Annotated in this window: 21 protein-coding genes and 2 pseudogenes; 14 read left to right on the plus strand and 9 right to left on the minus strand. The window is 70.3% G+C overall.

Annotated features, from left to right (window positions below; translation table 11 throughout):
- Window positions 1-29 precede the first annotated feature (29 nt).
- From G3N62_RS26390 to G3N62_RS26400, 3 genes are read left to right on the plus strand one after another with little or no spacing between them, the layout of a single operon-like run.
- Entirely contained in the window at window positions 30-1,454 is a 1,425-nt protein-coding gene (locus tag G3N62_RS26390; RefSeq protein ID WP_124670839.1) for an NAD(P)/FAD-dependent oxidoreductase, read from the plus strand.
- A gap of 45 nt (window positions 1,455-1,499) precedes the next feature.
- Window positions 1,500-2,030, plus strand: a complete 531-nt coding sequence (locus G3N62_RS26395) for a hypothetical protein (protein WP_069704496.1) — start codon at window positions 1,500-1,502, stop codon at window positions 2,028-2,030.
- A complete protein-coding gene (locus G3N62_RS26400) occupies window positions 2,027-2,617 on the plus strand; it encodes a peroxidase-related enzyme (RefSeq protein ID WP_034188343.1) in 591 nt (196 codons plus the stop codon). The genes G3N62_RS26395 and G3N62_RS26400 overlap by 4 nt, the downstream gene beginning before the upstream one ends.
- A gap of 35 nt (window positions 2,618-2,652) precedes the next feature.
- On the opposite strand, the gene G3N62_RS26405 is transcribed toward G3N62_RS26400, so the two are convergent.
- Window positions 2,653-3,084: an Lrp/AsnC family transcriptional regulator gene (locus G3N62_RS26405; RefSeq protein ID WP_049034261.1), complete on the minus strand. Its 432-nt coding sequence runs from the start codon at window positions 3,082-3,084 to the stop codon at window positions 2,653-2,655.
- Between the two features lie 297 nt (window positions 3,085-3,381).
- Here G3N62_RS26405 and G3N62_RS26410 point away from each other — a divergent pair, with 297 nt between their 5' ends.
- Both G3N62_RS26410 and G3N62_RS26415 read left to right on the plus strand, forming a co-directional pair.
- Complete coding sequence (locus G3N62_RS26410) at window positions 3,382-4,461, plus strand: ornithine cyclodeaminase (protein WP_124670838.1); 1,080 nt, start codon at window positions 3,382-3,384, stop codon at window positions 4,459-4,461.
- A gap of 61 nt (window positions 4,462-4,522) precedes the next feature.
- Window positions 4,523-5,524 (plus strand): arginine deiminase-related protein, encoded by a 1,002-nt coding sequence (locus G3N62_RS26415; protein WP_124670837.1) that lies wholly within the window; start codon window positions 4,523-4,525, stop codon window positions 5,522-5,524.
- Between the two features lie 130 nt (window positions 5,525-5,654).
- Here the strand turns inward: G3N62_RS26415 and G3N62_RS26420 are convergent, their stop codons facing one another.
- From G3N62_RS26420 to G3N62_RS26435, 4 genes and pseudogenes are all read right to left on the minus strand, one after another.
- Window positions 5,655-8,399, minus strand: coding sequence for an Hsp70 family protein (locus G3N62_RS26420; protein WP_206141344.1), 2,745 nt, complete (start codon window positions 8,397-8,399; stop codon window positions 5,655-5,657).
- 5 nt (window positions 8,400-8,404) lie between these two features.
- Window positions 8,405-10,246, minus strand: coding sequence for an Hsp70 family protein (locus tag G3N62_RS26425; protein ID WP_124670835.1), 1,842 nt, complete (start codon window positions 10,244-10,246; stop codon window positions 8,405-8,407).
- Complete coding sequence (locus G3N62_RS26430; RefSeq protein WP_034188349.1) at window positions 10,243-10,827, minus strand: DUF2760 domain-containing protein; 585 nt, start codon at window positions 10,825-10,827, stop codon at window positions 10,243-10,245. Before G3N62_RS26430 ends, G3N62_RS26425 begins: the two co-directional genes overlap by 4 nt.
- A gap of 260 nt (window positions 10,828-11,087) precedes the next feature.
- Window positions 11,088-11,295 (minus strand): annotated as a pseudogene (locus G3N62_RS26435) (transcriptional regulator); the annotation flags it as partial.
- A 3-nt stretch (window positions 11,296-11,298) separates the two neighbouring features.
- Here G3N62_RS26435 and G3N62_RS26440 point away from each other — a divergent pair.
- The 5 genes and pseudogenes from G3N62_RS26440 to G3N62_RS26460 all read left to right on the plus strand — a co-directional run.
- Window positions 11,299-11,499, plus strand: a pseudogene (locus G3N62_RS26440) (NAD(P)/FAD-dependent oxidoreductase); the annotation flags it as partial.
- Between the two features lie 98 nt (window positions 11,500-11,597).
- Complete coding sequence (locus G3N62_RS26445) at window positions 11,598-12,524, plus strand: LysR substrate-binding domain-containing protein (RefSeq protein ID WP_124670834.1); 927 nt, start codon at window positions 11,598-11,600, stop codon at window positions 12,522-12,524.
- Window positions 12,525-12,635: 111 nt separating this feature from the next.
- Window positions 12,636-13,766: a DSD1 family PLP-dependent enzyme gene (locus G3N62_RS26450; protein ID WP_034188351.1), complete on the plus strand. Its 1,131-nt coding sequence runs from the start codon at window positions 12,636-12,638 to the stop codon at window positions 13,764-13,766.
- A gap of 108 nt (window positions 13,767-13,874) precedes the next feature.
- Entirely contained in the window at window positions 13,875-14,846 is a 972-nt protein-coding gene (locus G3N62_RS26455) for an ornithine cyclodeaminase family protein (protein WP_034188352.1), read from the plus strand.
- Window positions 14,847-14,869: 23 nt separating this feature from the next.
- Entirely contained in the window at window positions 14,870-15,592 is a 723-nt protein-coding gene (locus G3N62_RS26460; RefSeq protein WP_124670833.1) for an HAD-IA family hydrolase, read from the plus strand.
- A 36-nt stretch (window positions 15,593-15,628) separates the two neighbouring features.
- On the opposite strand, the gene G3N62_RS26465 is transcribed toward G3N62_RS26460, so the two are convergent.
- Window positions 15,629-16,246, minus strand: coding sequence for a glutathione S-transferase family protein (locus tag G3N62_RS26465; RefSeq protein ID WP_124670832.1), 618 nt, complete (start codon window positions 16,244-16,246; stop codon window positions 15,629-15,631).
- 90 nt (window positions 16,247-16,336) lie between these two features.
- Window positions 16,337-16,705 carry a YciI family protein gene (locus G3N62_RS26470; protein ID WP_049031401.1) on the minus strand — a complete coding sequence of 123 codons (369 nt, stop codon included), beginning with the start codon at window positions 16,703-16,705 and terminating at the stop codon, window positions 16,337-16,339.
- An 81-nt stretch (window positions 16,706-16,786) separates the two neighbouring features.
- Here G3N62_RS26470 and G3N62_RS26475 point away from each other — a divergent pair, with 81 nt between their 5' ends.
- The gene (locus tag G3N62_RS26475; RefSeq protein ID WP_124670831.1) at window positions 16,787-17,254 is read left to right on the plus strand and encodes a MarR family transcriptional regulator; all 468 of its coding nucleotides are present in this window, start codon (window positions 16,787-16,789) and stop codon (window positions 17,252-17,254) included.
- A 30-nt stretch (window positions 17,255-17,284) separates the two neighbouring features.
- Here the strand turns inward: G3N62_RS26475 and G3N62_RS26480 are convergent, their stop codons facing one another.
- Window positions 17,285-17,866 (minus strand): TetR/AcrR family transcriptional regulator, encoded by a 582-nt coding sequence (locus G3N62_RS26480; protein WP_226103876.1) that lies wholly within the window; start codon window positions 17,864-17,866, stop codon window positions 17,285-17,287.
- A 130-nt stretch (window positions 17,867-17,996) separates the two neighbouring features.
- Between G3N62_RS26480 and G3N62_RS26485 the strand changes: the two genes are divergently transcribed.
- Together G3N62_RS26485 and G3N62_RS26490 are read left to right on the plus strand one after the other, a co-directional pair.
- Window positions 17,997-19,052 (plus strand): saccharopine dehydrogenase NADP-binding domain-containing protein, encoded by a 1,056-nt coding sequence (locus G3N62_RS26485; protein WP_124670830.1) that lies wholly within the window; start codon window positions 17,997-17,999, stop codon window positions 19,050-19,052.
- Window positions 19,039-19,800: an isocitrate lyase/phosphoenolpyruvate mutase family protein gene (locus G3N62_RS26490; protein WP_124670829.1), complete on the plus strand. Its 762-nt coding sequence runs from the start codon at window positions 19,039-19,041 to the stop codon at window positions 19,798-19,800. The genes G3N62_RS26485 and G3N62_RS26490 overlap by 14 nt, the downstream gene beginning before the upstream one ends.
- Window positions 19,801-20,142: 342 nt before the next feature.
- On the opposite strand, the gene G3N62_RS26495 is transcribed toward G3N62_RS26490, so the two are convergent.
- Complete coding sequence (locus G3N62_RS26495) at window positions 20,143-21,042, minus strand: LysR family transcriptional regulator (RefSeq protein ID WP_069245831.1); 900 nt, start codon at window positions 21,040-21,042, stop codon at window positions 20,143-20,145.
- A gap of 101 nt (window positions 21,043-21,143) precedes the next feature.
- Between G3N62_RS26495 and G3N62_RS26500 the strand changes: the two genes are divergently transcribed.
- A complete protein-coding gene (locus G3N62_RS26500; RefSeq protein ID WP_034188361.1) occupies window positions 21,144-22,022 on the plus strand; it encodes an aldo/keto reductase family oxidoreductase in 879 nt (292 codons plus the stop codon).
- Window positions 22,023-22,050 lie beyond the last annotated feature (28 nt).

The following is a 22,050-nucleotide window of genomic DNA, read 5'->3' on the forward strand; positions in this document are numbered from 1 at the left end:
TCTCCGCGCCGCACGCGCCCGGAGGCCGCATGACGTCCCCGCTCGACGCCCTCGAGGCCCGGCTCGCGCAGGACCTGCGCTGGCTCGACCTGCCCGCGCCGTCGTGGGTGCCGCCACAAGAAGCCGACGGCGCGCGCGTGCTCGACGTCGCGATCGTCGGCGGCGGCATGGCGGGGCTCGCGGCATCCGCCGAACTGCGCCTGCTCGGCATCGACAACCAGTGCGTGATCGACCGCGCGCCAGCCGGTTACGAAGGGCCGTGGATCACGTTCGCGCGGATGGAGACGCTGCGCTCGCCGAAGCAGCTCGCGGGCCCCGCGCTCGGCCTGCCCGCGCTGACGTTCCGCGCCTGGTTCGAAGCGCAGCACGGCCGCGACGCATGGGACGCGCTCTACAAGATTCCGCGCACGCAATGGATGGACTACCTGCGCTGGTACCGGCGCGTGCTCGACCTGCAGGTGCGCAACGACACGACGCTCGTCGCGCTGCGCCCGCGCGAAGACGGACTGCTCGCGCTCGACGTGCGCGGCAACGGCGAAGCGCGGACGCTGCTCGCACGGCACGTCGTGCTCGCCACCGGCCGCGACGGGCTCGGCGGTCCGTACGTGCCGCCGGTCGCGCAACGCGCACCGCGCTCGCGCTGGGCTCACTCGTCCGAACCGATCGACTTCGCCGCGCTCGCGGGCAAGCGTGTCGGCGTGGTCGGCGCGGGCGCGTCCGCGTTCGACAACGCGGGCACCGCGCTCGAAGCCGGCGCCGCACGCGTCGACCTGTTCTTCCGCCGCGCGGACATCCCGCGCATCAACAAGCTGACCGGCATCGGCAGCCCGGGGCTCGTGCACGGCTACGCCGATCTCGACGACGCGACGAAGTGGCGCTTCATGCACTACGCGCTGACGTCGCAGACGCCGCCGCCGCGCGACAGCGTGCTGCGCGTCTCGCGCCACGCACGCGCGCATTTCCATGCGGGCAGCCCGATCGAGACACTGGCCGACCGCCCGGACGGCCTCGACGTCACGACGCCGCGCGGGCGCTACCCGGTCGACTTCCTGATCTTCGCGACGGGCTTTCATTCGGACTGGACGACGCGCGACGAATTCGCGTCGTTCGGCGCGCACGTGCGCCGCTGGAAGGATCGTTATCGACCGGAACCGGATCTGTGGCTCGACGAGCTTGCCGAGTCGCCCGATCTCGGCCCCGCGTTCGCGTTTCAGGAGCGCGAGCGCGGGGCGTGCCCGGCCATCACGCGGATTCATTGCTTCAACCACGCGGCGAGCCTGAGCCACGGCAAGCTGTCCGGCGACATTCCGGCCATCAGTGCGGGCGCGAAGCGGCTGGCGCGCGGGATCGCGAGCCGGTTGTTCGACGCCGATCGCGACCGCCACTACGACGCGCTCGTCGCGTATGCGAATGCCGAACTGCTAGGCGACGAATGGCGCGACGCCGATGCGTGACCGCGCGCGATCGATCACACCCACGAACAAGAGAAAACCGAAACGATGACTGATTCCATCACGCCGGCCGCCGTGCCGGATACGATCGACGCGGTGGCCGGCCTGCGCGACGGCGATGCCGTCGCCGCGCTGCGCCGCGCACGCGACAAGGTGCTGCTGCACACGCAGCGGAGCGAAGCCGCGCTGTTCGATCCCGCGTTGCCCGATCTCTCGCTGGTCGAGCGGCTGCATGCCGCACGGTATGTCGCGCGCCAGTCGAACGCACACGCGCTGGCCGACACCTATCGCGCCCGGCTGCTCGACGCAGGCGGCACGGCCGGCGACATCGAACACGCGGATGCCGACGCGTTCGACGCGCTGCCCCGACGCCTCGGCGCGATCCTCGCGCATGCGAAGCGCGTGACGCTCGCCCCCGTCGACGCACGCGCCGCCGATCTCGACGCGCTGAAGTCGGCTGGCCTCACGACACCCGCGATCGTCGCGCTGTCGCAACTTGTCGCGTTCGTCGCGTATCAGCTGCGCGTCGCCGTTGCCGCGCAGGCCATTCAGGCACGTACGACCAGGGAGGCGGCATGACGACGCCCCACGGCTTCACCTCCGACACGCTCGGCTGGCGCGCATGGCTCGACACGGTATCGCTCGATGCCGCAACGCCCGATCAGCTTGCAGTGCTCGAAGCGAGCCACCCGCAGGCGAAGACGTCCGACTATTACCTGCTGCTCGTGCATCTGCCCGAAATCCTGCGGCAACGCTCGGGCGTGTTCAACGCGATCATGTACGGCCCCGGCGGGCTGTCGCGCGCCGAGCGCGAGCTGGCCAGCACGGCCGTGTCGCGCGTGAACGGCTGCGTCTATTGCGCGTCGGTGCATGCGCAGCGCTTCGCGCAGCTCGCGAAACGCACCGATGCGATCGAGCAGGTCTTCGACGATCCGGCGACGGCCGGCACGACGGCGCGCGAACGCGCGATCATTCGCTATGCGATCGCGTTGACCGAACGGCCCGACGCGATCGACGAAAGCGCCGTCGCCGCGCTCGAAGCCGAAGGGCTGACGCATGAGGAAATTCTCGACCTGTCGCACGCCGTCGCGATCTTCGCGTGGGCGAACCGGTTGATGCTGACGCTGGGCGAGCCGGTGTTTCCGGAACCGGCGGCCGGCGCCTGACTGCATGGCAGGACCGTGACGCGGCCCCGCCCGCGTCACGCCTTGTGCGTCGACAGCAGGATGCTCGTCTCGGTATTCGCGATCCCGTCGATCAGCCGGATCGCGCCGAGCACGCGATCGAAGTGCTCGAGCGAATCGGCATGCAGTTCGGCGACGAGATCCCAGCGCCCGTTCGTGCTGTGGATCGACGCGACGTTCGGATGCCCGCGCAGCACCTTCACCACCTCCGCGCCGCGGTTGCCCTGCACCGCGATCGACATCAGCGCGCGAATCCGGTGGCGCTCCGCCGCCGGCTTGAGCCGCACCGTATAGCCGACGATCACGCCGTTTTTCTCCAGCCGCGTCAGCCGGTTCTGCACGGTCGCGCGCGCGACGCGCAGCGCCCTCGCGAGCGCGACGACCGGCAATCGCGCGTTGTCGCGCAGCAATGCGATGAGCTGCCGGTCGACGTCGTCGAGCGTGATCATGAACGGGGCTTCCTGTTGGGCATGTGAGACAGCCGCCAGCGTGCCGGGGGCCGCGCATTCCGGCCCATGCAAACTGGACAAACTGCCGGAACGGGCTGGCAATTTGCCAAGTCTATCGAGAAATCTGCCACTTTTGCCGTCTTTTTGTTGGCTCGACTCGCGGAAATAATGACTCCATCGACCGGCGCGCCCCCGCCGCGCCGCCGCTTTTCAGGCAGCACGAGGCCCGCCGAAGCCGCGCCCGGTCGACCAGAACGCCAGGACACCCGTACCGGCACTGAATTTGGAGACAGACCGATGACCCGCTTCCTCGACGTTCCCGCCACTGCCCGCCTGATCGCCACGACCGGCGTGACGACGTTCCTGCGCGAACTCGTCGACACGCTGCGCGCCGACTACCTGCACTGGGCCGATTTCGACAAGTCGCCGCGTGTCGCCTGCCATTCGCGCGACGGCGTGATCGAGCTGATGCCCGTCGCGAACGCGTCGCTGTTCGCGTTCAAATACGTGAACGGCCACCCCGTCAACGCGGCGCGCGGCATGCACACCGTGATGGCGTTCGGCGCACTCGCCGAAGTCGATACCGGTTACCCGCTGCTGCTGGCCGAACTCACGCTCACCACCGCGCTGCGCACGGCCGCCACGTCGGTGCTCGCCGCGCAAGTGCTCGCGCGGCCCGACTCGCGCAGGATGGCGCTGATCGGCAACGGCGCGCAGAGCGAGTTCCAGGCAATCGCGTTCCACACGCTGCTCGGCATCGACGAGATCCGCGTGTTCGACGTCGATCCGCGCGCGACCGACAAGCTCGTGCGGAACCTCGCCGCGTATCCGGATCTGCGTGTCGTGCGCGCCGCGTCGACCGCCGACGCCGTGCGCGGCGCCGACATCGTGACGACCGTCACCGCCGACAAGGCGTACGCGACGATCGTCACGGCCGACATGATCGAGCCCGGCATGCACCTGAACGCCGTGGGCGGCGATTGCCCCGGCAAGACCGAACTCGACGCGGGCGTGCTGCACGCCGGCCGCGTCTTCGTCGAGTTCGAGCCGCAGTCGCGCATCGAGGGCGAGATCCAGCAGATGCCGGCCGACTTCCCCGTCACCGAGCTGTGGCGCGTGCTGCAGCGCGAGACGACGGGGCGCGAACGCGCGGACGAAGTCACGGTGTTCGACTCGGTCGGCTTCGCGCTCGAGGATTATTCGGCGCTGCGCTACCTGTACGCGCTCGCGCGGCAGCACAACGCGGGCGTCGAGATCGCGCTGATTCCGCCGGCCGTCGACCCGAAGAACCTGTTCGCGCTGATCGACGATCCGGCCGCGATCGCGCAGGGTCACGCGGCGTTCGTGACCGAAGCCGTCGCCGCGCTCACGCGCTGATTGTCGTTTGCGGGCGGCCCGTGCGCCGCCCGGTCTCCTGCCTTTCGCACCGTCCCCGCCCATGAATCTCGTATCGATCCAGGCGCCGGCCGCCGTCGTGATGATCCGGCCGCACCGTTTCCTGCCGAACCCGCAGACCGCGGCCGACAACGCGTTCCAGCGCACGGCCGGCACCGGCGCGCGCGACACGGCGTCGGTATCCGCCGCCGCGCGCGACGAAGTCACGGCCGCCGCGCAGGCGCTCGCCGATGCGGGTGTGCGCGTGCACGTGTTCGACGACCATGGCGAGCGCGGCACGCCCGACTCCGTATTCCCGAACAACTGGTTCTCGACGCATCCCGGCGGCCATGTCGCGCTGTATCCGATGTATAGCGCGAACCGCCGCCGCGAGCGGCGCGCGGACGTGATCGAGATGCTGAAGGCCGAGTATCGCGTGCAGGACGTGATCGACTACTCGGGCCTCGAATACGACGACGTGTTCCTCGAAGGCACCGGCGCGATGGTGCTCGACCACGTCGCGCGGATCGCCTACACCGCGCGCTCGCGCCGCGCCGATCCGGTCGCGCTCGAACGCTTCTGCACGCACTTCAATTTCGAGCCGATCTGCTTCGATACGGCCGACGCCGACGGGCGGCCGATCTATCACACGAACGTGATGATGAGCGTCGCGACCGAGTTCGCGGTGGTCGGCCTCGACCTGATCGCCGACAGCCGGCGCCGCGGCGAAATCGCGCAGCGCCTGACCGAAACGGGGCGCGCGGTGATCGCGCTCGATCCGTCGCAGATCGCGAATTTCGCGGGCAATACGCTGGAGTTGTCAGGAAAGGCGGGACGCGTGCTCGCGCTGTCGCGGCGCGCGTTCGATTGCCTCACGCACGCGCAGCGCACGATCATCGAACGCTCCGCGCGGCTGCTGCCGCTCGACGTGCCGACGATCGAACTGGCCGGCGGGTCGGTGCGCTGCATGCTCGCGGGGATTCATCTCGCGCGGCGGGCCGTTGCGCCGAACGCGATCGCGGTGGAGTCGGCCGCATCGTTGCGTGAAGCGATGGCGCAGGTCTGACCGCCGCACGATTCGTACAAACGAAAACGGCTGCCTATGCATCGGCAGCCGTTTTTTCAAGGTCGTCGAATCCGTGAGCATCGACGGCATGCTCAGGTATCCAGACGATACCGTCGCCTCACCGCGCCGCTCACCCCGCCAGCAGCTTCAACCCGGCCGGCAGCGTCTCGCCGAACACCCGCACCGTGTCGGCTTCGTCGAACGCGATCGCTTCGCGCACCATGTCGATCCAGGCCGCCGACGCGTTCGCGGCCGACAGGCGCTTGATGACGGCCTCGCGCGTCTCGTCCGGCAAATCGCGCGAACGATCGCCCGTCATCCGCGCAATCTGCGCCGCCGCGAACGCGGCCGGCTCGACCTGTTTCCAGTCGAGCGCGAACAGCGCATCGAGCCAGCCCGTGGCCACTTCCGCCGGCACGACACCGTGCGCGCTGCCATAGAACGGCCGACGCGCGCCGATACGCCCGAGCGCCCACGCGCATAACGCGCGCTCGGCCGGCTTCTGCAACTGCGCGATCAGGCGTTCGGCCAGCTCGACCTTGCGCTCGACGGGCAGCCGTTCGAGCGAGGCGGACAGTCGCGTCATGTCGGCCGGGCCGACCTTGGCCGGATCGAACGGCAGCTTGCGGCGCTTGTCGTCGGACGGTTCGAGGAACGCGATCGCGTCGCGCACCTGCGTCTGCGCATCGTCGTCGAGGCCGCCGGCCACGCGCCGCCACAGCGTCCACCACTCGGACCACACCTGAGCGTCGGTCACGTACTGAATCCCGTCGTCGAACAGCGGCCACAGCTGCTCGATGCGCCACGCATCGAGCGGATGCCCGAAGCCCGGGCGCAGGCAGTAACCGGCCAGGTTCAGCCACGCGCGCTCGTGATCGGCCGAGCGGCGGCGGCGGCGGGCGCGCGCGAGCAACGCGTCGAACAGCTCGCGCGCGAGCGCCACGTCCCACGCCTCGCGCGCGCCGAGCACCTGTTCGAGTTGTGCGCGCAACCGGCGCGTGTCCTTCGGCGCAACGCCGGCGGCCTTGCTGCCGAACGAGCGCTCGATCAGCTCGATCGCCTGGTCGGCACGCGGATGCCGCGCGGGCCCCGCATCGTCGCCATGCACCGGCGCATCGCCGCGCAGCTGGAATTCGAGCTTCCAGCGGCGTGTTGCGTCGTCGGTCGCGATGCAATGCATTTCGAGCGTGCCGACCTCGGTCAGCGACGCCGTGAGCTTCACCGGCGTTTCGCGGGCGTCGCTGCCCGCCTTCGCATCGACGACCGTCGCGATCGGCGGCAGCCGCACGAAATCGCCGCCGTCGAGATCGACGAGATCGCCGGGCTGGTACCGGGTTTCGGCCACCGTCGACACGAGGTGGAAACGCACCGGTTGCCCGAGCTGCAGCGCGAACGTGCGCTCGTCGAGCCGGATCTCACGGCCCTCGTCCGTGCCGCGCGGCAGCAGGCAGACGCCGCGCGCGGCGGCATCGGCCGCGCCGTCGTCGAGCACGAGGAAATAGCTGCGCGCGGACCCGCCGCCGATGCGCGGCGCCTGTCCGGCGCGGGCGAGCCCGTACGCGACCGCGCCGCGGGCGACGGCCACGTCCGGATGCGCGTTGTGCCGCACGTCGCGCGGCGCGCCGCGCCACGCGCCGAGCGTCCGCGCGAGACGGTCGGCGAGTGCGCCCGCGCGGAACACGCCGCCGTTGAGGAGCAGCGTGTCGGGCAGCGGGCCTTCCGCATGACGCGTCAGGAACGCCGCGACGTGGCGCGTGACGGCTGCGTCGCTCGCATAGGGCAGGCCGAATTCGACGATCGCGGCGCGTGCCCGGCGGGGCAGCTCGCCCGCTTCGACCTGCGGAAAGAACCCGTCGACGACGATCCGTTCGACTTCGTCGCGCGTCAGCTCGGCCGAGCGCGCGCCTCCGACGAGCCGGCTGCCCGCGCCGAGCAGCGTGACGGTGACGGACGCCGGCGCGTCGTCGCCGAGCAGCCGCTCCTTCGCCGCGCGGCAGCGCTCGACGAGCTGCGACAGGCTCGCGGCCGACAGCCGCGTGCCGGGCTCGGTCAGCCGCGTCTCGACCAGGCGCGCGAGCGCGAGGTCCATGTTGTCGCCGCCGAGCATCAGGTGATTGCCGACGCCGACGCGCGTGAAGGCCGGCTCGCCGTCGCCGCCCGGCGCGACATCGACGAGCGTGAGATCGGTCGTGCCGCCGCCGACGTCGCAGATCAGCACGCGCCGCGCCGCGGCGAACGTATCGCGCAGCGTGTCGCGCTGGCCGTACAGCCAGTCGTAGAACGCGGCTTGCGGCTCTTCCAGCAGCCGCAGCGCGGGCAGCTTCGCGCGCCGCGCGGCCTCGACCGTCAATGCGCGCGCGCCGTCGTCGAACGACGCGGGCACCGTCAGGATCACGTCCTGCTTCGCGAGCGGCGCATCGGGAAAACGCGTGTCCCATGCGTCGCGCACGTGCGCGAGGTAGCTCGCGCTCGCGTCGACCGGCGACACCTTGTCGACGCCGTCGGCCGCGCCCCACGGCAGGATCGGCGCGAGCCGGTCGACCGCCGCATGCGACAGCCAGCTCTTCGCGCTCGACACGAGCCGGCCCGACACCTGCGCGCCAAGCGTGCACGCGTAGCGGCCGATCACGGCCGGCGGCGCACCGGCGGCGTTCGCTTGCGCATCGGCCGCCCACGGCAGCCGCAGCGCATCCGGCGGCAGCTCGCCCGCGGCCGGGTGATAACGCACCGACGGCAACAGCGGCTGCGCGGCCACCGCGCCGGGGCCGACCAGTTGCTCGACGTCGAACACGCGAATCGCGTCGGAACCGGCCTCGACGTACGCGACGACCGTATTGCTCGTGCCGAGGTCGATGCCGACCGTATAACGCTTCATCGCGCTCAGGCGGCGCCGCGCACGTCGAACTCGACCTTCCAGCGCTCGTTCGTGCCGCTCGGGATCGCCTCGAGTTCGAGCGTGCCGGCCTCGGTCACGCGCGCGTGCAGCTTCACCGGCACGACTTCGCCGACCGTGCGGCCTTCCGCGGGCAGCGTCGCCTGGATTTCCTCCAGCTCCTGCAGCTCCTCCGGCGACCAGTAGTCGAGCAGCGTGCCGACCTGGTCCTGGCGGCGCACCGACGAACCGAAGAAACGGAACTGCACCGGTTCGCCGACGACGAGGCCGAACTCCTGCGGCGGCAGCGCCGCGTCCGAGCCCTCTTCCATCCCGAACGGCGCGACGCACAGCGCCTGTACCGGCGGTTCGAGCCCCGGCACGGCAGGCATCGCCGATTCGATCGCGACGTAGTACGCGCGCGCCGTACCGCCGCGAATGCGCACGCCGCGGCCGCGCTTCACGTAGCCGTAGTACGCCGCGCCGCGCGCGACCGCGAGATCGAGATCCGCGCCTTCGAGCAGGCGGGCGGGCGGCGCGCCTTCGGCCGCGAGCCAGCTGTTGAGCGTATCGAGCACGCGCTGCGTGAGCAGCGTCGACTTGAACACGCCGCCGTTGAACAGCACGGCGGTCGGATGCAGGAACGTCGCGCCTTGCGGCAGCGTGCGCTGCACGCCTTCGAGCGAATCGAGCGCCGCGACCTGGCGGCCGAGGAACGCCGCGAGATGACGCGTGATGCCCGCGTCCTGCGCATACGGCAGGCCAAGCTGCGTCAGGCCGACCCGCGCGCGGCTCACCGGGCGCGCGCTCGCATCGACCTGCGGGAAGAAACCGTCGAGGATCGTCTGCGTCAGTTCGGCGCGCGTGAGCTCGGTGCGGATCGAACCGCCGATCAGCTTCGAGCCGCGGCTCGGCACGACAAGCGGCACCGCGTCGGTCGTCGGGTCGGACAGCAGCGTTTCCTTCGCCGAACGGCACGCGTACGTCAGCGCCCGCAGTTGCCACGGATCGGCCTGCGTGCCCTGCTGCGCAAGCTTACGCGCGACCACGTGCGCGAGCGCGAGGTCCATGTTGTCGCCGCCGAGCAGGATGTGCTCGCCGACCGCCACGCGGTGCAGTTCGAGATTGCCGTCGCGCTCGACCACCGCGATCAGCGACAGGTCGGTCGTGCCGCCACCGACGTCGACGCACAGGATCAGGTCGCCGACCTGCACCTGCTTGCGCCAGCCGCCCTGGCTCTTCTGGATCCAGCTGTACAGCGCGGCCTGCGGCTCCTCGAGCAGCGTCATCCGCGAATAGCCGGCGGCACGGGCGGCCTCGGCCGTCAGTTCGCGCGCGGCCGGGTCGAACGACGCGGGAATCGTGACCGTCACGTCCTGGTCGGCGAACGGCGCGTCGGGATGCGCGTGGTCCCACGCCTCGCGCAGGTGCGTCAGGTAGCGGATCGAGCTTTCCAGCGGCGACACGCGCGCCACTTCCGGCGGCGCATCGCTCGGCAGGATCGCCGCGCGGCGGTCGACGCCCGGATGGCACAGCCAGCTCTTCGCGCTCGACACGAGGCGGATCGGCGTGCCGGCGCCGCGCGTGCGCGCCATCTCGCCGACCGCGAAGCCGCGCGAGGCCGTCCACGGCAGCGTCAGGTCGCCCTGCGTCAGCTCGCTTTCATGCGGCAGGTAGAGGAACGACGGCAGCAGGTCGCGCGATTCCAGCGCGCCGGGCGCGGTCAGCTGCGCGATCGGCAGCACCTGCTGCGTGATGTTTTCGCCGTCGCTGGCGCTGCTGTCGACATACGACAGCGCGCAGTGGGTCGTCCCGAGGTCGATACCGATCGAATAGCGCGGATCGCTCACAGTTCCACCTCCGCCGGTGCGACCACCGAGGCGTCGTGGCTGCCCGTCAGCTTCGGCAGGCGCACGTCGGCCACCCGCCAGCCGCGATGGCTGACGGTGCCCGTGAACGGCGCGGCGCCGACCACGTTGCCCGTCACGCGCACGGCCGTCGCGTCGAAGCCGGCCGGCAGCGTCACGCGGCTGCCTTCGGCTTCGTCGCGCACCGGCACGATCGTGAAGTGTTCGCGCAGCGCGGCGCGGCAGCCGTCGTGCACGAGGCGCGCGGCCGCGCCGATGTCGGCGTCCGCGTAGCCGGCGATGTCTTCCTCGACGAAGTCGATGAAGCGTGCATCGCGCTGCAGCAGGCCGAGCAGTTGCAGCGCGGCCTGCGGGCTCGCTTCGCGCAGCTCGGGCGCCGGCGCCTTCACGGGTGCGGGCGCAGGTGCAACGGGCGCGGCAGCCGGGGCCGGGGCGACCGGTGCCGGGGCGCCATCGCGCACGCGCAGCACGCCGGCGGCGAACTCGCGGTTGCCGAGCACGGAGAAGAACGTGCCGACGGCCAGCGACAGCCGGCCGAAGAAGGACAGGTTGGATTCGGGCATGGGGTCTGGACTCCTGTGGGCTCGCGCCATGGCGAGCGATCTTGCCTGGGCGCCCGGCGACGGCGTGCGGATGACGCACTGCCGCCGCCCGGCGCGTGATTGGGTCGCGCCCTCGCGGGTGCGGAAAACCCGTATTTTGCCCTGTGGCGGGCGAACCGGGCAGAAGTTGGGGGACAGAACATCGCGGCGCGGCGGTTTCGGCCGCGTGGAATCGCGCTCGATCGCCCGCCACGCGCGAGCGATTGCGATGCTGCGGCGCGTCAGCGCGGCTGGCGCAGCCGGGCCGCCTTCGCATCGAAATCGCGCGACAGCATGCCGAGCGTGACCTCGCCGAAGCGCGCCGGCAGCGATGCTTCGGTGTCCTTCAGCGCGGCCGCCAGACGCGCGTCGACGGCCTGCTCGACCCGGGCATTTGGGCGCGTCCTCGGGTACCCGGTCGGAAAACAGCGGCGGCAAGCCGGCCGCGCGACGGTCGTGCCCATCGATGCGCTGTTCGCCGGCGCGCGCACCGGGATGGCGAGCGACCTTGCGCAGCAGCTCGGCTGCGCGTTCGACGAAGGGCCGCGGGGCCACGCGATTCGCGTCGACGCGCGGAAGCGGACGAGCGTCGCCGGCGTGTATGCGGCCGGCGTGGGCGTACACCGGTCGCTGATCTTCGGGCTCGGCGCGTGACGGAACCTCGCGCGGCAGGTCGCATCGCCGCCGATGGCTTCGTCGCCCGATGTGCGGTTTAATGTCCGGCACTTACCGCATCGAGAGCCATGAAATAAATGCTCGACCTCGACGACCTGCGACTCGTCCGCGCGATCGGCGCGTCGCGTTCATTGGCCGCCGCCGCGCGCCTGCTCGATCTCACGCCGCCCGCCGTGACGATTCGCCTGCAGCGGATGGAAGCGCGCCTGAACGCGCGGCTCGCCGTGCGGCAGCCGAAAGGGATCGCGCTGACCGACGAAGGGCAGCGGCTGTATCAGGAAGCCGTCGGCATACTCGAACGCATGGAGGCGTTGCCGGCCAGCATCGCGGGCGATCACGGCGACGTGCAGGGCACGCTGCGCGTCGTCGCCCCGCTCGGCTTCGGGCGCAAGTACGTCGCGCGGATCGTGCGCGACGTGCAGCGTGCGCATCCGAAGCTCGAAATCTCGCTGCACCTGTCGGACAGCCCGTTGACCAGCGCATCCGGGGCGGACGTGGTCGTCCACGTCGGCAGCCTCAAGTCTTCTTCGTGGGTCGGTTATCCGCTCGCGCCCAACGAGCGCTTCCTGTGCGCGAGCCCGGGCTACGCACGCCGCATCAAGGACCTGAATCATCCGTCCGACCTCGCGCGCCACGACTGCCTGTGTCTGCGCGAGAACGACGAGGACATCCCGCGCTGGCGCTTCACGCCCGGCGGCGACGTCAACGGCGAGTCGCGGCGGTCTGTCGTCATTCGCGTGACCGGCGCGCTGTCGTCGAACGACGGCACCGTCATCACCGAATGGGCATTGGCCGGGCTCGGCATCGTCGAACGCTCCGAGTGGGATGTCGCGCCGTTGCTGGCGAGCGGCAAGCTCGTCCGGTTGTTGCCGGACTGGCGCCTGCCGCCCGCGCCGGTAACGGCACTGCTGCCGTCCCGTACCGGCCGCTCCGCGCGACAACGGGTCTTTCTCGAAGCCGCGCGGCGGTTTCTCGATCCGCCGCCGTGGCGTGGCAAGGCCTGAGCGATTCGACAGATTAAATCGCGCTTAATGGCGGATTAGCGCGGCGTTAAACACGATGCGCGCCAACTGCCCTACTGTGTCCGCGTCGACAACCTCGCCATCGAACGCCTCGTGGACCTTCACACCCTCAACACCCCGGCCGCATTGATCGATGTCGGCCGCATGCATCGCAACATCGCGCGCATGCAGGCGCATCTGGACGCACTCGGCGTCACGTTCCGGCCGCACGTCAAGACCACCAAGTGCCGGCCCGTCGTCGACGCGCAGATCGCGGCCGGCGCGCAGGGCATCACGGTGTCGACGCTCAAGGAAGCCGAACAGTTCTTCGCGGGCGGCATCCGCGACATCGTCTACGCGGTCGGCATGGTGCCCGCCAAGCTCGGCCACGCGCTTGCGCTGCGCCGGCAAGGCTGCGACCTGAAGATCGTCGCCGACAGCCTGCCGGCGGCCCTCGCCATCGCCGAATTCGGGCGCGCACACGACGAGCGCTTCGAGGTATGGATCGAGGTCGACGTCGACGGCCACCGCTCGGGCATCCTGCCCGACGCCGACCTGCTGATCGACGTCGGCCGCGCGCTGGTCGACGGCGGCATGCTGCTCGGCGGCGTGCTGGCCCATGCGGGCTCCAGCTACGAATGCGACACGCACGACGCGCTGGTCGCGATCGCCGAACAGGAGCGCAGCCGCACCGTGCGGGCCGCGGAACGCCTGACAGCGGCCGGGCTGCCCTGCCCGGTCGTGAGCATCGGCTCGACGCCCACGGCGCTGTCCGCGCAACGCCTCGACGGCGTGACCGAGGTGCGCGCGGGCGTGTACGCGATGTTCGATCTCGTGATGCACAACATCGGCGTGTGCGACCTGTCGGACATCGCGCTGTCGGTGCTGACCACCGTGATCGGCCATCAGGAAGAGAAAGGCTGGGCGATCGTCGATGCGGGCTGGATGGCGATGAGCCGCGACCGCGGCACGCAGCGCCAGGCGCGCGACTTCGGCTACGGGCTGGTCTGCACCGAAGGCGGCGACGTGCTCGGCGACTACGTGATGAGCGCGGCCAACCAGGAGCACGGGATCGTGTCGTGCACGGGTGCGCCGGACACGGGCATCGCGCAGCGGTTTCCGATCGGCACGCGCCTGCGCATCCTGCCGAATCACGCGTGCGCCACCGGCGCGCAACACCCGGAATACCAGGCCGTCGACGCCGACGGCCTCGCGCAGACCTGGCCGCGCTTCTACGGGTGGTAGGCGAGCCCCGTCATCCGCGCCGCTTGGCATACGCATTGACTATTTATCCAAATCTGGACAAACTTTAAAACTTTCCGCCTCACGCTACGCCGCAAAGGCGTACCCGACATGCCGACAGACGCCCGACTCCTTCTTCTCGACCGCGACGCCGTCGAACCCGCCCTTCGGGCCGAACAGGTGATGGCGGCGGTCCGCGAAGCCTTCGTGCTGCACAGCCAGCGGGCCGGGCGCGTGTTTCCGGTGGTGCGCGAGAAGCTGCATACCGGCGGCGTGTTCGGCATCAAGTCGGGCGACGTCGCGGGCCAGGACCTGCTCGGTTTCAAGGCGGCCGGGTTCTGGCCTGGCAACCGGCGCGCCGGCGGCGAGCCGCATCAGGCCACCGTCGCGCTGTTCGATCCGGCCACGGGCCGCCCGCTGTGCATCCTGGACGGCAACGCGATCACCACCGCGCGAACCGGCGCCGCCGGCGGCCTCGGGCTGCAACAGCTGGCCCGCCGCGACAGCACGCGGATCTGCGTGTTCGGCACGGGCGTGCAGGCGCGCGTGCAGCTCGACTATGCACTCAGGCTGCTGCCGCAACGGTGCACGGTGCGGTACGTGAACGTCGGCGGCGAGCCGGACCCGGCGTTCGAATCGGCCTTCCTGACGCGCTGCACGATCGGCGTCGCGCGCGAGCGGAACGACGCGGTAGCCGACAGCGACGTGGTGATCACGGCCACGCCCGGCGGCGGCGCATTGTTCGACGCGGATGCGGTGCAACCGGGCACCCATCTGACCTGCGTGGGCACCGATACCGCGGGCAAGCGCGAACTCCCGGCCGGCGTGCTGGAACGCGCGCGCATTTTCGTCGACGATCACGATCAGGCGCGCGGCATCGGCGAGTGCCAGTGGGCGCCCGATTTGCCGCGCACCGAAATCGGTGACATCCTCGCCGGTGCGGCGTCGGTCGACCGTGCCGCGCACGACATCACCGTGTTCGACATGACGGGGCTCGCGCTTCAGGATCTGACCGTCGCGCGCTTCCTGTATCGGCACGCCATCGACAACGGCGCCGGAACCTCCGTTCCGTGGCCGTGGTAAGCCACCCTCATCGCTCGACCGCCATGCGTCTCGCCAAAGTGTCCGCCCTCTCGTTCGATCTCGACGACACCCTGTGGCCGTTCGGGCCGTCGGTCGTCCGAGCCGAGGCGATGCTGCGCGCGTGGCTGATCGAACACGCGCCCAATACGGCGAGCGTGCTGCCCACGCAACAGGCATTGAGCGAACTCCGCGAGGAATACGAACGGCTGCGCCCGGATCTCGCCGGCGACTTTCGCGCGATGCGAATCGGCTCGATCCGGCTGGCGCTGGCGCGCGCGAACGAAGACGTCGCGCTGACCGACGCCGCGTACGACGTGTTCTATGCCGCCCGGAACCGCGTCGAATTCTACGACGACGCGTGGCCCGCGCTGACGTGGCTGAGCGCGCGCTTTCCGTTGATTGCCGTGACCAACGGCAACGCGGATCTCCGGCTGACCGGCGGCGGCGAATTCTTCCGCACGACGCTCAGCGCGCGGGCATTCGGCTTCGCGAAGCCGGAACCCGAGATCTTCCACGCGGCGGCGGACGCACTCGACGTGCGCCCGGCCGAACTGCTGCATGTCGGCGACGATTTCCACCTCGACGTCGTCGGCGCACTGAACGCGGGGCTTCAGGCCGCCTGGGTCGTGCGCGATCCTCGTCCGGAAGAAGGCCACACGCCGCGGCAGGCCGCGACGCCGCACCTCACGCTGCGCGACCTGTCGATGCTGTGCCGCGCGCTCGGCGGCCCCGACGACGGGTCGTGACCGCCACCGGGCGCGGCGCATGCCCGCCTCGTGGCGTCATGCGGCCTTGCGTGCGTCCGCGATCCGCTGCGGCGCCTTCGGCCGTGCGTACAGCCGGTCGAGATACGCGCGCAACTGCGGGAACGGTTCGATCAGTCGGCATTCGCTCGCCCAGTCGATCAGGTAGACCGTCACGCAATCGGCCACCGTCAGCGCATCGCCGACGATAAATTCGCGCCCCTCGAGATGCTTGTCGAGGAGCGCGGCCATCGTCGTGAAATCCTCGCTCGCCAGCGCGATATCGGCCGGCGAGCGCTTCTCCGGCGGATAGAGGAACGAATGCCGCGTGATCCGCCACAGCGGCTGCTCGAGCTCCGTCACCGCGAACATGACCCACCGGTAGGCCTCCGCGCGCAGCGCCGGATCCGCCGGCAGCAGCCCTTTTTCCGGATACTTGTCCGCGAGATACAGCACGATCGCGGCCGACTCGGGAATCACGAGGTCGCCGTCCACCAGCACGGGCACCTTGCCGGCCGGGTTGAGGCGCAGGAAGTCGGGCCGCTTGTGCTCGCCCTGGAGCAGATTGACCGACACGAATTCGAAATCCGCATCGAGTTCCTTCAGCCCCCATAACGCACGCTGCGAGCGCGTGCCGGCAAATCCGTAAAGCTTCATCGCCAGTCTCCATCCAGAATGTCGGGAATCAGTCCGCAGGGCGGCCAGCGCGCATCGACGCGACACGCGGCGCCCGGCAGGACGGGTCGCTCACGCACCGGGAATCGCCAGCACGGGCATCACGTCGACCGACACGCCCGGGAACAGCGTGAAATGCGGATGGCCCTCGAACATCGCGGCCGCCGCGTCGTGCGACGCCGCGCGCACGACGGTAAACCCGCTCAGCGCGTTGGCGGTGTCCTTGATGCCGGTCGCGTCGATGGTCTTGGTCTTGCCGAGCGGCCCGCCCATCTCGACGATCGCATCGCGATGCCGGTCGACCCACGCATGCCATGCGGCAATGCCGTCCCGCTCGCGCGTGCGCCGCTCCGCCTCCGACAGCGCCACCCACGCCTTCATGGCCGGGCTATCCTTCGTTCCGAGAAATACGGCGAGATACAACTGCTGTTGCGCACTCATGCCTGCTCCTCCGATGACGGACGCGGCGGGCTGCCGCCCCTTGACCTTGACACAATAGGTTGATATCAACATAATTGCAACATGGCACGAAAAGAAACGCTTCCTTTCGAAACGACGCTGATGGTGCGCGATTGCTGCCTGTGCCTGCACATGCAGCGCGCGGCGCGCAATCTCGCGCGCATCTTCGACGATGTGCTGCGCCCGCTCGATCTCACCAACGGCCAGTTTTCGCTGCTGATGTCGCTGAACCGGCCGCAACCGGCCCCGATGAAATCGGTCGCGTCGCTGCTCGCGATGGACCGCACCACGCTCACGGCCGCGCTCAAGCCGCTCGAGCGGCGCGGCCTCGTCACGATCGCGCAGGATCCGGACGACCGCCGCAGCCGCCTGCTCGAACTGACGCCGGCCGGCCGCGACCTGCTGGCCGAAGCGTTCCCGTTGTGGCAGCAAACGCATGCCGAGATCGAGCAGCCTTTCGCGCCGGGCGACGTCGATCGGTTGCGCGACCAGTTGCGCATGCTGTCGGTCGATCCGTCGACACCCGGCTGAACCGGCGCGCGAACCCGGTGGCGGGCGCGCTTACTTCCTGCCCTTCTTCGGCAACAGCAGTTGCGCGAATTCCTGCAGGAACCGCGCGGCCCCGTACGCGTGCAGCGCCCGACCGCTGCTCAGCGCGCCGTCGATGACCGTCGCGAGCCGCAGCGCGAAGGTTTCCGGGTCGTCGACCCGCAGCGCGCCCGCCAGCTCCGTCAACCGGCGCCGCAGTTCCTGCTTGTGCGCGACCGCGACCTTGCGGGCCGGATGACTGTCGTCCGCGTATTCCGCGGCGATGTTGATCTGCGGGCAGCCGCGATAGCCGGGCCGCTCGATGCGCTCGCCCAGCCATTGAAGCTGCGCGTCCAGCTCTTCGCGCGGCGTGCGCTTGTAGCGCTGCGCCACCGCATCCCAATGCGCCCAGAAATCGGCGTCCTCGCGCAACAGGAACGCCTCGATCAGGTCGTCCTTCGTCGCGAAATGACGATACAGGCTCGTCTTCGCGACGCCCGCCTGCGCGACGATCAGGTCCACGCCGACCGCGCGCGTGCCTTCCCGGTAGAACAGCGCGCTGGCCGTCTGCAGAATGCGTTCGCGCGTATCGGGCACGCTCCCGTGTGCATCCATGTCCTTTTTCATCGAAGCCCGGCCGTCCTGGCCGCCGTTACCGCAACAGGGGCTCCGATCATAGCACCGTGATCTTGACGACGCTACAGGTCTGTACTATAAAACAGACCGTTCTGTATCGGATTGGGTCATGGACGATCGAATGACGGTTGCAGTCTATGGCGCCGCCGGTCACACCGGGCGGTTCGTGGTGGCCGAGCTGGCCCGGCGCGGCCTTCGCGCGCTCCGCGTCGGCCGCGACGCCGCGCGGCTTGCCGAAGACGGCGCCGATGCGGCGCCGGCGCGCGTCGCCGCGATCGACGATGCGGCCGCGCTCGACGCCGCGTTGCGCGGCGCGGATGCCCTGATCAACTGCGCGGGCCCCTACCTCGATACCGCGCTGCCGCTGGCCGAGGCGGCGCTGCGCGCCGGCATCCCCTATCTCGACCTGACGGCCGAACAGCCGTCGGTGCTGGCGCTGACCGAACACGTCGACGCCCGCGCGCGGGCCGCGAACCTGACCGTCGTGCCGGCCGCCGCGTTCTACGGCGGCCTGGCCGACCTGCTCGTCACGGCGGTCGCCGACCGCGATCGACCGATCGACCGCGTCGACATCGCGATCGGGCTCGACCGCTGGCACCCGACGCGCGGCACGCGCGTGACGGGCGAACGCAATCGCGCGGTGAGGCTCGTGCAGCAAGGCGGAAAGCCGACGCCGGTGCCGTCGGCCGCACGCGAGCGCGTGTGGCCGTTTCCGCCGCCGATCGGTACTGTCGACGTGACGCTGCTGCCGTTTTCGGAAGTCATGACACTGGCGCGTCATCTGCGTATCGATACGATCGATTCCTGGCTCGCGACGCGCGCGCTGCGCGACGTGCGCGATGCCGCCACGCCGCCGCCCGCGCCGGCCGACGCACTGGGCCGCTCGGCCCAGCAATTCGCGATGGACGCGATCGCCGCGCAGGGCGGCACGACGCATCGCGCGATCGCGTCGGGCCGCGACATCTACGCGGTCAGCGCGCCGATCATCGTCGAGGCGGCCGTGCGCCTGGTCACCGGCAAGACGCGGGTGTCAGGCGGCGTGCGCAGCCTCGGCGAACTGTTCGACGCGCGCGATTTCCTCGCGGCGCTCGATACCGTGGCAGTATCGTTCGGCACGACGACCGATCCGGTTTTCACCAGGAGGAGCAAGCATGGGCAGCAATGAGAAAGGCGCGACGTTCCGGTCGCTACACCGCGCGGGCCAGCCGCTGGCGCTGTTCAACGTGTGGGATGCCGGCAGCGCGCGCACGGCGGCCGACGCGGGCGCCGTCGCGCTGGCGACCGGCAGCTGGTCGGTCGCGGCGGCGAACGGCTTCACCGACGGCGAGCAGATGCCGCGCGCGCTGATGATGGAGGTGCTCGAACGGATCACGCGCGCGACGAGCCTGCCCGTCACCGTCGATCTCGAAAGCGGATACGGCGAGCGGCCGGAGGATGTCGGCGACACGATCACGCTGAGCATCCAGGCCGGCGCGATCGGCTGCAATCTCGAAGACAGTATTCCCGCGACGGGTGCACTGCGCGACGTCGACGAAGCGGCAGCCCGTCTCGCGGCGGCACGGCAGGCGGCCGATCGCGCGGGCGCGGATTACTTCATCAACGCGCGCACCGACGTGTTCTTCACGGTCGCGGCCGAGGCGCACGACGAACGCCTGCTCGACGCAACGCTGGCGCGCGCTCGTGCCTACGCGGCGGCCGGTGCCGACGGCCTGTTCGTGCCGGGTCTTCGCTCGCCGGCGCTCATCCGCGCGCTGACGGCCGCATCGCCGCTGCCCGTGAACGTGATGCGCGTGTCGGAAGCGCCGACGCTCGCGGAACTCGCCGACTACGGCGTGGCGCGCATCAGCCACGGGCCGTATCCGTACCTGCAGGCCATGAAGACGCTCGCGTCGATGATCAAGGAAAGCCGCTAGCGGATGCGCGGCACGGTCGCGCACGGCGTGCGCACCGCCTACGCTGCGGGTGGTGCCGCGCAGCCATTCGGGCGATCGTGATGGGCCGCCACCGGGACGTGCCGATGACCAACGATGCGGCACCGGGCTGTTTCGGCTGTGGCATCGACATGGCTCCGCGCGAAGGGCCACGCAACCTGCCGCATCCGAGGTTCGCTCGGCTCGGCATGCAGCCGTTCGCGCCGACCGGGGCGTCGTGTCGCGCAGCCTGCTGCGGCGCGTGCATCGTGAATCGGTCGGCCGCGCGATCGACGACGCAGCCCGGCAGTTGCTCGACGCACGCGCGGATGCGCCGGGCAATGCTCAGGACGCCTTGATGAAATCGATGAACGCGCGCAGTGCCGGCGGCACGAGCCGCCGCCCCGGGTAGTACAGGAAGGGCCCCGGGAACGGCCGCCACCACGGTTCGAGCACCCGTTCGAGCGCGCCGCTGTCGAAATGCGGGCGCACCCACTCTTCGAACAGATGCAGGATGCCCGTACCGGCGAGCGCCGCATCGACCAGCAATTCCGACGCGCCGCCGATCTGGACCAGCAGCGGCCCGGCGGCCGGCTCGACCCGCACGACTTCGCCGTCGCGCTCGAACTCCCACGGCAGCATCGCGCCGCTCGCGAAGCGCCCGCGCAGGCACTTGTGGTCGAGCAGGTCGCGCGGATGCCGCGGCCGGCCGTGCCGGTCGAGATAACCGGGCGCCGCCGCGGTCGCGAACCGCTGGACGCGCGGCCCGATCGGCACCGCGATCATGTCCTGCTCGAGCCGTTCGTCGTAGCGGATGCCCGCGTCGCAGCCGGCCGCCAGCACGTCGACGAAACTCTCGTCGGCGATCACTTCCAGCCGGATATCCGGGTACGCGTCGAGAAAGCGCGGCACGATCGCGGGCAACACGAGCCGCGATGCGCTGACCGGCACGTTGAGCTTCAGCGTGCCGGCCGGTCGGTCGCGGAATTCGTCGATATCGTCCAGCGCCGCCGCCACTTCGGTCAGCGCGGGCCCGAGGCGCGCGAGCAGGCGCTCGCCGGCTTCGGTGGGCACGACGCTGCGCGTCGTGCGATGCAGCAGCCGCACGCCGAGCCGCGCTTCCAGCCGGCGCACGGCCTCGCTCAGCCCCGATGCGCTGAGGCCCGTCATGCGTGCGGCGTCGCGGAATCCGCCGGCGCGTGCCACGGCCATGAACGCGTTCAGATCGCCCAGATCGGTTTGCATTGTTCGCCTTTTCGTACAGCCCGTACGGATTATGACGGCTTATCGCGCAGACGGCTCGTCCCTATGCTGGGCGCATTCATCTCATCGACAGGAGTACGGTCATGCCCGACATTCACCCCACCGCCACCTTCAGGCTCGGCGATCGCCACGTCAAACGCATCGGCTACGGCGCGATGCAGCTCGCGGGGCCCGGGGTATTCGGCCCGCCGAAGGATCGCGACGCGGCATTGAAGGTCTTGCGCGAAGCCGTCGAATCCGGCGTCGATCATCTCGACACCAGCGATTTCTACGGCCCGCACGTGACCAACCAGTTGATCCGCGAAGCACTGCATCCGTATCGCGACGATCTCGTGATCGTCACCAAGATCGGCGCGCGACGCGGCGACGACGCGTCGTGGCTGCCCGCGTTCGCACCCGACGAACTGGAACGGGCCGTGCACGACAACCTGCGCAACCTGGGGCTCGATGTGCTCGACGTCGTCAACCTGCGCATCATGTTCGACCCGCACGGGCCGGCCGAGGGATCGATCGAAGCGCCGCTCGCCACGCTCGCCGAACTGCAGCGGCGCGGGCTCGTGCGGCACATCGGCCTGAGCAACGTCACGCCCGCGCAGGTCGCACAGGGCCGGCGCCTCTGCGACATCGTCTGCGTGCAGAACCACTACAACATCGCGCATCGCGGCGACGATGCGCTGATCGACTCGCTTGCCCGCGACGGCATCGCTTACGTGCCGTACTTTCCGCTCGGCGGCTTCTCGCCGCTGCAGTCGTCGACGCTGTCCGGCGTGGCGGCCCGTACCGGCGCGACGCCGATGCAGGTCGCGCTGGCGTGGCTGCTGCGCCGCGCGCCGAATCTCCTGCTGATTCCCGGCACGTCGTCGGTCGCGCATCTGCGCGAGAACCTCGCGGCAGCCGACCTCGATCTGCCGGCGGACGCGCTCGCGGCGCTCGACCGCATCGCGGGTGCCGGCGCCGCCTGACGCGCGGACGATCGCCGGGCGGCCCGTG

This window comes from Burkholderia sp. Tr-20355, assembly GCF_017104685.1.
GTDB classification, from domain to species: domain Bacteria; phylum Pseudomonadota; class Gammaproteobacteria; order Burkholderiales; family Burkholderiaceae; genus Burkholderia; species Burkholderia seminalis.

Bases quoted from the DNA above. Each gene is read 5' to 3' on its own strand.
- G3N62_RS26410 (WP_124670838.1), top strand. From the start codon at position 3,382: ATGACCCGCTTCCTCGACGTTCCCGCCACTGCCCGCCTGATCGCCACG.
- G3N62_RS26465 (WP_124670832.1), bottom strand. From the start codon at position 16,246: ATGAAGCTTTACGGATTTGCCGGCACGCGCTCGCAGCGTGCGTTATGG.
- G3N62_RS26400 (WP_034188343.1), top strand. From the start codon at position 2,027: ATGACGACGCCCCACGGCTTCACCTCCGACACGCTCGGCTGGCGCGCA.
- G3N62_RS26420 (WP_206141344.1), bottom strand. From the start codon at position 8,399: ATGAAGCGTTATACGGTCGGCATCGACCTCGGCACGAGCAATACGGTC.
- G3N62_RS26480 (WP_226103876.1), bottom strand. From the start codon at position 17,866: ATGGATGCACACGGGAGCGTGCCCGATACGCGCGAACGCATTCTGCAG.
- G3N62_RS26500 (WP_034188361.1), top strand. From the start codon at position 21,144: ATGCCCGACATTCACCCCACCGCCACCTTCAGGCTCGGCGATCGCCAC.
- G3N62_RS26455 (WP_034188352.1), top strand. From the start codon at position 13,875: ATGCCGACAGACGCCCGACTCCTTCTTCTCGACCGCGACGCCGTCGAA.
- G3N62_RS26495 (WP_069245831.1), bottom strand. From the start codon at position 21,042: ATGCAAACCGATCTGGGCGATCTGAACGCGTTCATGGCCGTGGCACGC.
- G3N62_RS26395 (WP_069704496.1), top strand. From the start codon at position 1,500: ATGACTGATTCCATCACGCCGGCCGCCGTGCCGGATACGATCGACGCG.
- G3N62_RS26405 (WP_049034261.1), bottom strand. From the start codon at position 3,084: ATGATCACGCTCGACGACGTCGACCGGCAGCTCATCGCATTGCTGCGC.
- G3N62_RS26445 (WP_124670834.1), top strand. From the start codon at position 11,598: ATGCTCGACCTCGACGACCTGCGACTCGTCCGCGCGATCGGCGCGTCG.
- G3N62_RS26475 (WP_124670831.1), top strand. From the start codon at position 16,787: ATGGCACGAAAAGAAACGCTTCCTTTCGAAACGACGCTGATGGTGCGC.
- G3N62_RS26490 (WP_124670829.1), top strand. From the start codon at position 19,039: ATGGGCAGCAATGAGAAAGGCGCGACGTTCCGGTCGCTACACCGCGCG.
- G3N62_RS26390 (WP_124670839.1), top strand. From the start codon at position 30: ATGACGTCCCCGCTCGACGCCCTCGAGGCCCGGCTCGCGCAGGACCTG.
- G3N62_RS26415 (WP_124670837.1), top strand. From the start codon at position 4,523: ATGAATCTCGTATCGATCCAGGCGCCGGCCGCCGTCGTGATGATCCGG.
- G3N62_RS26460 (WP_124670833.1), top strand. From the start codon at position 14,870: ATGCGTCTCGCCAAAGTGTCCGCCCTCTCGTTCGATCTCGACGACACC.
- G3N62_RS26485 (WP_124670830.1), top strand. From the start codon at position 17,997: ATGGACGATCGAATGACGGTTGCAGTCTATGGCGCCGCCGGTCACACC.
- G3N62_RS26430 (WP_034188349.1), bottom strand. From the start codon at position 10,827: ATGCCCGAATCCAACCTGTCCTTCTTCGGCCGGCTGTCGCTGGCCGTC.
- G3N62_RS26470 (WP_049031401.1), bottom strand. From the start codon at position 16,705: ATGAGTGCGCAACAGCAGTTGTATCTCGCCGTATTTCTCGGAACGAAG.